Here is a 10,100-nt window from a genome sequence, read left to right as displayed (position 1 = left end):
GTGATCGAGGGGTCGACACACGTGATTGGAGAGTCGACACACGTGATTGGAGGGTCGACACGGCCCTGAGTCCGTGTCGACCCTTCAATCACGCATGATGACCCTTCAATCACGGGAGATGACCCCTCAATCACGCGTGATGTTCCTCCGGACACGGCGAAGGGCCCGCACCCGTCCGGGGTGCGGGCCCTTCGGCGTCAGAACTTCAGTCGGCCACCGGGGCCAGCCGGCCGGCCTCCCAGGCCGCGCGGCGCTCGGCCTGCAGCACCGGGTCCGCGACCGGCGCCGCCGACAGCAGGCGCTTCGTGTACTCCTGCTGCGGCGAGTGGAGCACCTGGTCACGGGTGCCGACCTCGACGAGCTTGCCGTGCTGCATCACCGCGACGCGGTCGGCCAGGAGGTCGACCACCGCGAGGTCGTGGCTGATGAACAGGCACGCGAACTGCAGGGACTGCTGCAGGTCCAGGAACAGGTCCAGCACGCGGGCCTGCACCGACACGTCCAGCGCCGACGTCGGCTCGTCCGCGATCAGCAGCGCCGGGTCGAGGGACAGGGCGCGGGCGATCGCCACGCGCTGGCGCTGGCCGCCGGACAGCTCGTGCGGGTAGCGGTTCATGTAGTGCCCGCCCAGCTCGACCTTGTCGAGCAGCGACCGGACCCGGGCCGACAGCTCCTTGCCGGACAGCACCTTGTGCAGCACCATCGGCTCGGCGATCGACTCGCCGATCGTCATCTTCGGGTCCAGCGTCGACGCCGGGTCCTGGAACACGATCGAGAAGTACCGGCGAAGCGGGCGAAGCTCCTTCGCCGACATCTTCGTGATGTCCTTGCCCGCGATGGACACCGTGCCCTCGGTCGGGTCGAGCAGGCGGATCGCGCAGCGGCCGACCGTCGACTTGCCCGAACCGGACTCGCCCACCAGGCCGACGATCTCGCCCTTGGCGATGGTCAGCGAGACGTCGTCGACCGCGCGGTTCTTGCCCTGGCCGCGACGGCCCGGGTACTCCAGCACCAGGTTCTTGATCTCCAGGGCCGGCGCGGCCTCCTCGATCACGGCCTCGAGCTCTTCGTCCGCCAGCCGGATCTCCTCGGCGATCTTGGCCGCCTCGGTGCTGTCGCTGGCGATACCGGCGTCGTCGAGCAGGCGGCGGCCCTCGGGCCGCTGCCCGAGCACCGGCACCGCGGCCAGCAGCCGCCGGGTGTAGTCCTCCTTCGGCGACGCGAACAGCTCGCGCACCGGCGCCTCTTCGACGATCTCGCCCTGGTACATCACGATCACGCGGTCGGCCATGTCGGCGACGACGCCCATGTCGTGGGTGATCAGGACGATCGCCGTGTCCAGGGTGTCCCGCAGCTTGCGCAGCAGGCCCAGGATCTCGGCCTGGACCGTGACGTCCAGCGCCGTGGTCGGCTCGTCGGCGATGATCACCTTCGGGTCGCACGCGATCGCCATGGCGATGACGACGCGCTGGCGCAGGCCGCCCGAGAGCTGGTGCGGGTACTGCTTGAACCGCAGCTCGGGGTTCGGGATGCCGACCATGTCGAGCAGCTCGACCGCGCGCTTGTCCGCGGCGTCCTTGGCGATGTCGAGGTGGGACCGCAGGGCCTCGCGCAGCTGCCAGCCGACCGTGTAGACCGGGTTCAGCGCCGTCATCGGCTCCTGGAAGATCATCGCGACCTGGTTGCCGCGGATCTTCTGCATGTCCTTCTCTTTGAGATCCGCCAGGTTGCGCTCGCCGAGGCGCAGCTCACCGGCGATCCGGCTGGTCTTGGGCAGCAGGCCCAGCACCGACATCGACGTGACGGACTTGCCGGACCCGGACTCCCCGACCACGGCGACGATCTCGCCGGGCTGCACGTCGAACCCGATGCCCTTGACGGCGTTCACGACGCCGTCCTCGGTCTGGAACGACACGCTGAGGTCGGAAATGGACAGGACCGATCCTGACACGCCGGCGACGTCCGCCGAAGTTGCTTCAGTGCTCACCAGATGCCCTTCGTGGGGGTACAGACGGTCACGACGCGGCGGTCGCGACTCGCGCGAGGATAACCGAGGGTGTCCCCGACGAAGGTCGGAGCACGGGAATTACGCTCAACCCGTGATCTCCCCGGTATCCCGACGGCTGCTGTTCGTCCACGCCCATCCCGACGACGAAAGCATCACCACCGGCGCCTCGATCGCACGATACGCCGCCGAAGGCGCCGAGGTGACCGTGGTGACCTGCACGCTGGGTGAGGAAGGCGAGATCATGGCCGGCCTGCCCGAGCTGGCCGGGCTGGGCGCCTGGGCCGCCGACCAGCTGGGCGGCTACCGCGTCGCCGAGCTGAAGGCCGCTTGCGCCGCGCTGGGCGTGTCGCGGCACCGCTACCTGGGCGGGCTCGGCAGGTGGCGCGATTCGGGCATGGCGGGCACGCCGTCGGCGTCGCACCCGCGGGCGTTCACCGGCGGCAGCATCGACGAGCAGGCCGCGCAGCTGGCGGAGCTCATCGACGAGGTGCGGCCCCAGGTCGTAGTCACCTACGACGCCTTCGGCGGCTACGGCCACCCCGACCACATCCGGGCCCACGAGATCACCATGGCCGCGGCGCCGCGGGCGGAGTCGGTGGAGCGGGTCTTCCACACGGTCGCGTCGCGGGACGCGGTGCGCGCCGGGCTGGCCGCGCTGCGTGAGCACGACACGGTGTTCACCGTCCCGGACGACGACGAGCTGCCCGTGACGCCCGACGCAGAGATCACCACCGTGCTCGACGTCGCCGCGTACCTCCCGGCGAAGCTGGCGGCCCTGCGCGCGCACGCGACCCAGCTCACCGTGGTCGACGACGGCCTCCCGTACTTCGCGCTCACGAACGAGCTCGCCCAGCCGATCCTCGGGCGCGACTTCTTCGTCCTGGCCCACGGCTCGGCCGAGGGCGCGGCGGACGACCTGTTCGGCGGGCTGTGACCGTGGAAGAGCAGCTGACGCTCGAGCGGGGGCTGCTGCTCGCGCTGCTCGTCGTCGACACGGTGCTGCTCGCGCTGCTGGAGCTGTTCTTCCTGCCGCTGCGGATCGGCGTGGTGCCGCTGCCGGTGACGGTGCTCGTCGGCGCCGTCACCACACCGTGGCTGGTGTGGACCACGGCGAAGCTGGTGCGACCCGGGCTTTCGTGGGTACCCCTGGCCGTGTGGGTGCTCGTCGTGTTCGGGGTCGGGATGCTGGGCCCGGGCGGTGACCTGGTGCTGATCCAGGACTGGCGGGCGTTGCTGCTGCTCGGCGCGAGCGCGCTGCCGGGCGCGATGGTGCTGGGCGGCGCACCGCGCCGGGCGGGAAGGGGACCGGGACGTGGCTGAGGCGATCTCCGACAAGCACGTCGTGGCGGTGCTGCGGCCGTTCGTGCGGGCGTGCGGGCCGATGCTGGACGCGCTGCGCGAGTCCGACCCGTTCGGCCTGCAGGCGCGCGCGTCGGAGGACCTGGCCGAGGTCGATTCGGGGCTGAAGGCGAAGCTGATCCACGGCGTGACGTCGGTGAAGGTCCCGGGCACGGCGGCGTGGGCCCGGATGACCGGCTACGACCGGTCGAGCTGGTGGATGAACCGCGTCGGCCGCTTCACGGCGCTGCTGACGTCGATCCCGGGGCTGGGCGGCGCGCTGGCCGACCGCCTGCCGGTCCAGGACACACTCGGCGCGGCGTCCCAGGGCCTGCTGCTGTGCGCTATCGCGGGCGAGTACGGGGTGACCGACGTCGGCACGAGGGTGCGGCTCATCGCGTGGGTCCTCTTCGAGCGCGACATCGACCCGGACCTGGCGGCGGGCAAGCACGCGGAGCACGACGAAGCCGCGGAGGCGGACGAAGCGGCGAAGCTGACCGAGGAACTGAGGGCGTCGGAGAAGAAGCACGGCAAGGCCACGGTGAAGGCGGCGGGCCGGACGTTGTGGCGGCTGGGCCGGGGGCTGCTGGGGATCACCGAGGAGCTGGAGAAGCGGCCGCGCGGCAATCTCTTCCACCGGGCGCTGGGCATGCTGCCGGTCGTCGGGGCCGCGGGGGACTACCTCGGCGAGCGGTCGGGCCTGCGCGTGGTCTGGAAGCGGGCGCACGTCTGGCTGACCGAGCACCGGACCCCGTAACAACGCCGGTCGCGGCGCCGACTCTGGCCACGCCCGGCGCACCGGCGCCGGGTCCGGCGGCCGGAAGGACGACAACCGTGACCATTTCCGACGGACAGATCGTGGCCGTGCTGCGGCCGTTCGTGCGGGCCTGCGGGCCGGTGCTCGACTCGCTGCGGGACGCCGATCCGTTCGGGCTGCAGGCGCGGGGCGCGGAGGACCTCGCCGGCGTCGAGTCCGGCCTCAAGGCGAAGCTCGTCAACGGGGTGACGTCGGTGAAGGTGCCCGGCACGGACGCTTGGACGCGGATGACCGGCCACGAGCGGTCGAGCTGGTGGATGAACCGCGTCGGCCGGTTCGCGGCGGTGCTGACCGCGGTGCCCGGCCTCGGCGGCGCGCTCGCCGACCGGGTGCCGGTGCAGGACACCGTCGGCGCGGCGTCGCAAGGACTGCTGCTGTGCGCCATCGCCGGGGAATACGGCGTCGCGGACGTCGGCACCCGCGTGCGGATGATCGCCTGGGTGCTGTTCGGCCGGGACATCCCGCCCGGGCTCGCCGCCGGCCACGACGAAGCCGCCGAGGCCGGGGCCACCGCCCGGCTGACCGAAGACCTCGCCGCGTCGGAACGGAAGCACGGCAAGGCCACCGTCGGTGCCGCCGCGGGCACGCTGTGGCGGCTCGGCCGGAGCCTGCGCGAACTCACCGAAGAGCTCGGGAAGCGGCCGCGCGGGCGGTTGCTGCACCGCGCGATCGGCAAGGTGCCGGTCGTCGGCGTCGCGGGCAGCTACCTGAGCGAACGGTCGGGACTGCGGGAAGCCTGGCAGCGCGCGCACGGCTGGCTGACCGAGCACGCGCCGGCTCCGCGCTGATCATTCCCGCGCGGAGCCCGCGGCAAACCTCAGTTCCAGAACTGGAACACGCTGAAGCCGATCTTGGCGCCGTCGACGTACCCGCCGAAGGCGTTGAAGATGGCGTACGAGCCGTCCCACAGCGCGTTGTTCGCCGGGCGGAAGAACCACAGGACCGCGAACAGGATGATCGGCGCCCACGGCCGGACCTGCGCGCCGAGTTCACGCGCCCGCGGCGGCAGGTACGGCTCGATCGCGCCCCAGCCGTCGAGGCCCGGGATCGGGAGGATGTTGAGCAGGAACGTCACCACCTGCAGCAGCGCCAGGTAGGACATCGCGATCACGAGCCCGCCCGCCATCGGCACCAGCGCGACCACCAGCGCCAGGGCCGCCCCGACCGCGAGGTTGCTCAGCGGCCCGGCCAGCGACACCCACGACGACGTCCCGCGCGAGCGCAGCGCCCCGCGGTTGATCCAGACCGCGCCGCCCGGCAGCGGTATGCCGCCGATGATGAGGAAGATCAGCGGCAGGATGATCGACAGGACGGGGTCGGTGTACTTCCGGACGTCCAGCGTCAGGTAACCCTTGTGGGCGACGCTGTAGTCCCCGCCGCGGTAGGCGACCATCGCGTGCCCGAACTCGTGCAGCGACAGCGACGCCACCCAGCCGGCGGCGACGAAGATCACCACGCCCGCGATGAGCAGCGGGTCGCGGTCGCGGACGAAAACGGTGTTGATGTCACCGAACGCGGCCATGGCGCCACCGGCGACGGTGAGCGCGAGGATGCCGAGGAAGACCGGGCTGGGGCGCACTGCTGACTTCTGCACATGCTCCAGTCTTCCGTATGCCCGGTGTGAAGTTACCGGCGTGTCCCCTTGCGCGATCGGGCCGGAACGTCCCCCGAACTCGCTACTCCGCTTGACCTGACCGCACTACACGGGTGTAATCACAGTGATGTCATTCGCCGCCGAGAGGGGACGGCGAGTGTCGTTTCACCACCGCCAGCCTGGGGAGTGCTAGGGAGCGAGGAGGCGGACGTGCGGTTGGAAGCCGATGGGAAGGAATGGGGGCACGTCATGGGTTGGGGCGAGATCCCGGAGCAGGCTCTGGGAGATCTCACCGAGCTCATCGATGCCACCGAAGAAGAGCAGGATTGGCAGGAACGCGCCCTGTGCGCGCAGACGGACCCGGAGGCGTTCTTCCCCGAGAAGGGCGGCTCCACCAGGGAAGCCAAGCGGATCTGCCTGGGCTGCGAGGTCAAGGACGAGTGCCTTGAGTACGCACTGGCCCACGACGAGCGCTTCGGCATCTGGGGCGGTCTGTCCGAGCGGGAGCGCCGCAAGCTGAAGAAACGCGCAGTCTGAGCGGGAATCACCGGTGATGCTCGGCGTCACCGGTGATTCGCCGTGGTGGACAGACGTGGGTTCACCATCGGGTGACGGACCGGGGCCGTAGGGTGGCCGCACCGACTCCCCGCCTGATCTGGAGCGTTCGTTGCCCCGCACCGCCGCGCCGACCGTCCCGCGCACCGCCCCCGTTCTGGCCATTGTGGTCTGTCACGACGGCGAAAACTGGCTGCCGCTGGCGCTTTCCGCGTTGCGCCGCAGCAGCGTCCGGCCCCGGCACGTGCTCGCCGTGGACACCGGGTCCACCGACGCGACCCCGCGGCTGCTCGCCGAAGCGGCCGAGGACCCCGGGCTCGATTCTTCCCCCGTGCTCTCCGGGGTCATCACACTGTCGAGTGAGACCGGCTTCGCGGCCGCGGTCGCCGAAGCCGTCGCGCACGCCACCGAGCGCTGGGGGGACCCCGGTTCCTGGCTGTGGCTGCTGCACGACGACTGCGCGCCCGAACCCGACTGCCTTGAACAACTCCTGACCGTGGCGACGAAGGAACCGTCGGCCACCGTGCTCGGTTCGCTCGGTCTCGACTGGACCGATCCGCGGCTGATCGTCGAAGCCGGGCTGTCCACCGACGCCTCCGGGCACCGCCAGCAGGTCGCCACCACCGGCGAGGATCCCCTGGAAGTGCTCGCCGTGCCGAGTGCGGGCTCGCTCGTGCGCCGCGACGCCTGGGACGCCCTCGGCGGCTTCGACCTCGATTTCCCGTTGCTGCGCGAGGATCTCGACTTCGGCTGGCGCGCGAACGCGGCCGGCGGGATGGTCCTGTCCGTGCCGCTCGCCCGGGTCCGCCACGCCCGCGCGGTGACCACCGGACGGCGTCCGGCGGACGCGCTCCCCGGCGCCCTGCCCGCCGCGAACCGCGCCCACGGGCTGCGCGTGTTCCTCGTGAACTGCTCGCCGTTTTCCTTCTGGCTCGGCATGATCCGGCTCCCGCTGCTGGCGGTGCTGCGCGCGCTGGCCTTCGTCCTGCTGCGCCGCACCGGGGAAGCGCGGGCCGAGTTCGCCGCCATCGCGTACCTCCTCAGTGGACGCGGCGGATTGCGCGCCGCCCGCGCCCGCCGGCGGCGGAATCCGCGGCCGGGCACGGTTCGCGGGCTCTTCACCGGACGCTGGACGCGGCTGCGCAACGCCGTCCGCGCCGGCGTCGTCGGCCTGGTGCGCCGCGGCGTCGAGAACGACGTCGCACTCGGCCGGGTTCCCGAGACGGTCGAACCCGAGTCGGCTTGGGTGACGCCGGAAGCGCTCGACGCCCGCGAGAACCGTCCGGTCGGCCCGGACGCGCTGCCCGCCGGCGCGCTGCGCGGCGTCAGCTCGCGCGGGTCGGGGCTGCGCCGCCCGGGCACACTCGTCGCCGTGGCGCTGCCGGAAACCCCGGCGCCGGCGGCCGAAGCCATCCCCGAAGATGCTCCCGAAGCCGAAGAGCCGGAACCCGAACTCGTCTTCGTCGAGGTGAACCGCCGCCGCGTGCTCGCGGCGACGATCTTCGCGCCGCCCGTGGTGCTGCTCGTCGTGCTGACCGCGCTCGGCCTGGTCGTCAACCGCGCCCGGCTCGGCCTCGACCTCTTCGGCGGCAAGCTGCTCCCGGTCGGCGGGCTGGGGGAGCTCTGGACGTCGTACCTGACACCGTGGCACGCGATCGCGGGCGGCACCGGCGCGCCGACGTCGGCCGCCGTGCCGGTGCTCGGCACGCTGGGCGCGGTGTTCGCGCCGATCGGCGGCCCCGCCGCGCTGGTGGCGATCCTCCTCATCGGCGACATCCCCCTATCCGCGTTGAGCGCGTACGCGGCGACGAGGCGGCTCCGCGTACGCCGCTGGGTCCGCGCGGTCGTCGCGGCGACGTACGCGCTGCTGCCGGCCGCGACCGCCGGCGTGGCGCAGGGCCGGCTCGACGTCGTCGTGGTGCACCTGGTGCTGCCGCTGGTGGCCGCGGGCATCGCCGGGCTGCTCGTGCACGCGGACACGCGCTGGCTGCACATCTCCGCGCTGTCGGCGTTCGGGGTGGCGCTGCTCGGCGCGTTTTCGCCGCTGGCGCACGGCCTCGCGCTGGCCGGGCTGCTGATCGGCTTCGTGGTGCTGCCCGCACCGACCGGGCTGGCGCGCCGGATCGCGTCGGTCGGGATCGTGGTGCTGCTGCCGCTGGCCCTGCTGCTGCCGTGGCCGACGGTGCTGCTGAAGCACCCGGAACTGCTCGTCCAGGGCCTCGGCGGAGCGGCCTCGCCGGTCTCCGGCACGGACCTCGCCGGGCTCGACCCGGGCGGGCCGGGAGCCTGGCCGATCGGCGTCGCGGTGATCGCGGCGGCCCTGGTGGCGGTGGTCGTCCGCCCGACGAAGCTCGCGGCCGGCGGACTCGCACTCGCGGCACTGGGCGCGGGCGGCCTGGTCCTGGTCCGCTTGGTGACGGCACCCCCGATGCAGGGCGGCGCGCCATCGCACGGGTACGTCGGTGTGCCGCTGCTGATCATCGGCGCCGGGCTGCTCTGGGTGGTGCTCGGATCCTGGCAGCGCGGCGGCACGGCCGCGGTCCCGGCACCATGGCTGCCAAAGGTCATGGCCGTGGCCGGCACGGCGGTGTTCCTGGCCCTGGCGGCGGGCGCGGTGGTGGTCGGCTCCCAGGGGCCGCTGCGGGCGGGCGACCGGCCGTCGCTGGCCCCGGAGGTCTCGGCGGAACTGGCGGCCTCCGGCCGATCGGTGCTCGACGTGGCCCAGGACGCAACGCGCCAGATCGCCGGCCGCCTCCCGCACTACGGCGACGACGAGCTCGCCCCGACCCCGGGAACCCCGGCCCGCTTGGCGGCGTGGCGCAGGGCATTGGGCCAGGGAGACGCACCGGCGGTCCAGGGAGCCCTGGCGGCGGCCGCGGCGGCGGGCGTCCAGTTCGTGGTGCTCCCGCCCGGAGTCGGCCCGCAGGCGTACGTACCGTTGGCAAAGGACCTGCTCTCGGTGGCGGCCCCGACCTCGGACGGCCGCGGCGTGCTCCGTCTGGTGCCTCCGGCGGGCCAGGTGATCTTGATCTCCCCGGAACTGGCCAAGGCGGCGGTCACCGGAGGTGGCGCACCGGGCAATGCCCAGGGCGTGGCCCCGGTCCGGGCGGACCTCCCGGACGTGCGCGTCCGGGTGTCGGAGGGACCAACGGGAAGGCTCCTGGTGCTGGCGGCAGAGCAGGAGCCGGGCTGGAAGGCAACGGTGGCCGGAAAACCGGTGCCGATAGTCCCGGCCTGGGGCCACCAGGTGGCGGTATCGGTACCCCAGGAGCCAGCAGAAGTGACGGTGGAGTACCCGGGAACGGAGCGCAATCTGCTCTTGCTGGCCCAACTGGCGGCGGTGTTGTTCACGCTCTTGACGGCGGTCCCGGCCCGGCGCCCAGCTCACAACTGAGGAGCTGGGTGGTCATCCCGTCGCCTGAGGCCGTGAAAATCGCTTTGAGCCGGGCCCGCAACCCACCGCGCAGAGCGGGCCGACGACGCAAGCTTGCGGGCCCGGCTCAAAGTGATAGGCCTCAGTTCAGGCGACGGGATGGCCACCCTGCGGCCCACCTCCCCAACGCTGGCTGACAGCGGTAGCCGGTGGTCATCCCGGAGCCTGCCTGTCCGGCGAGGACGCTTTTGTCTTTCTGCCGCGGCAGAAATCTTTGCCGCGGAGGGGCGGGTCCGACCTCCCCCGCCCCTCCGGTGGGAGAGCGGGTGGCTTCGCTGGCCCCGGACCTGATCCTGCTCGACCTGCGGCTGCCGGACATGCTCGCGCCCGAGGTCGTCACCGAGCTGCGGCGGGT

Annotated in this window: 8 protein-coding genes; 6 read left to right on the top strand and 2 right to left on the bottom strand. The window is 72.3% G+C overall.

The genetic code is table 11. From position 1 onward, the window contains the following. Nucleotides 1-205 precede the first annotated feature (205 nt). Nucleotides 206-1,987: an ABC transporter ATP-binding protein gene (locus ACWDN5_RS44640; protein ID WP_449680528.1), complete on the bottom strand. Its 1,782-nt coding sequence runs from the start codon at nt 1,985-1,987 to the stop codon at nt 206-208. Between the two features lie 112 nt (nt 1,988-2,099). Between ACWDN5_RS44640 and mshB the strand changes: the two genes are divergently transcribed. The 4 genes from mshB to ACWDN5_RS44620 all read left to right on the top strand — a co-directional run bounded on the left by mshB (nt 2,100) and on the right by ACWDN5_RS44620 (nt 4,951). Then, nucleotides 2,100-2,942 carry an N-acetyl-1-D-myo-inositol-2-amino-2-deoxy-alpha-D-glucopyranoside deacetylase gene (mshB, locus tag ACWDN5_RS44635; protein WP_449680527.1) on the top strand — a complete coding sequence of 281 codons (843 nt, stop codon included), beginning with the start codon at nt 2,100-2,102 and terminating at the stop codon, nt 2,940-2,942. After that, nucleotides 2,939-3,328, top strand: coding sequence for a hypothetical protein (locus ACWDN5_RS44630; RefSeq protein WP_449680526.1), 390 nt, complete (start codon nt 2,939-2,941; stop codon nt 3,326-3,328). Before mshB ends, ACWDN5_RS44630 begins: the two co-directional genes overlap by 4 nt. Continuing rightward, complete coding sequence (locus ACWDN5_RS44625) at nt 3,321-4,103, top strand: hypothetical protein (protein ID WP_310973499.1); 783 nt, start codon at nt 3,321-3,323, stop codon at nt 4,101-4,103. Before ACWDN5_RS44630 ends, ACWDN5_RS44625 begins: the two co-directional genes overlap by 8 nt. A gap of 77 nt (nt 4,104-4,180) precedes the next feature. Further along, complete coding sequence (locus tag ACWDN5_RS44620) at nt 4,181-4,951, top strand: hypothetical protein (RefSeq protein ID WP_449680525.1); 771 nt, start codon at nt 4,181-4,183, stop codon at nt 4,949-4,951. Between the two features lie 29 nt (nt 4,952-4,980). On the opposite strand, the gene ACWDN5_RS44615 is transcribed toward ACWDN5_RS44620, so the two are convergent. After that, nucleotides 4,981-5,742 (bottom strand): site-2 protease family protein, encoded by a 762-nt coding sequence (locus ACWDN5_RS44615; RefSeq protein ID WP_310974169.1) that lies wholly within the window; start codon nt 5,740-5,742, stop codon nt 4,981-4,983. Between the two features lie 264 nt (nt 5,743-6,006). Between ACWDN5_RS44615 and ACWDN5_RS44610 the strand changes: the two genes are divergently transcribed. Both ACWDN5_RS44610 and ACWDN5_RS44605 read left to right on the top strand, forming a co-directional pair. Continuing rightward, nucleotides 6,007-6,294 (top strand): WhiB family transcriptional regulator, encoded by a 288-nt coding sequence (locus tag ACWDN5_RS44610; protein WP_167385067.1) that lies wholly within the window; start codon nt 6,007-6,009, stop codon nt 6,292-6,294. A gap of 130 nt (nt 6,295-6,424) precedes the next feature. Next, complete coding sequence (locus ACWDN5_RS44605) at nt 6,425-9,706, top strand: glycosyltransferase (protein ID WP_449680524.1); 3,282 nt, start codon at nt 6,425-6,427, stop codon at nt 9,704-9,706. Nucleotides 9,707-10,100 lie beyond the last annotated feature (394 nt).

Source organism: Amycolatopsis sp. NPDC003731 (assembly GCF_053586895.1).
This window is presented reverse-complemented; position numbering and strand designations above follow the sequence as displayed.

Coding starts and splice junctions, on each gene's coding strand:
- ACWDN5_RS44610 (WP_167385067.1), top strand. CDS start 6,007: ATGGGTTGGGGCGAGATCCCGGAGCAGGCTCTGGGAGATCTCACCGAG.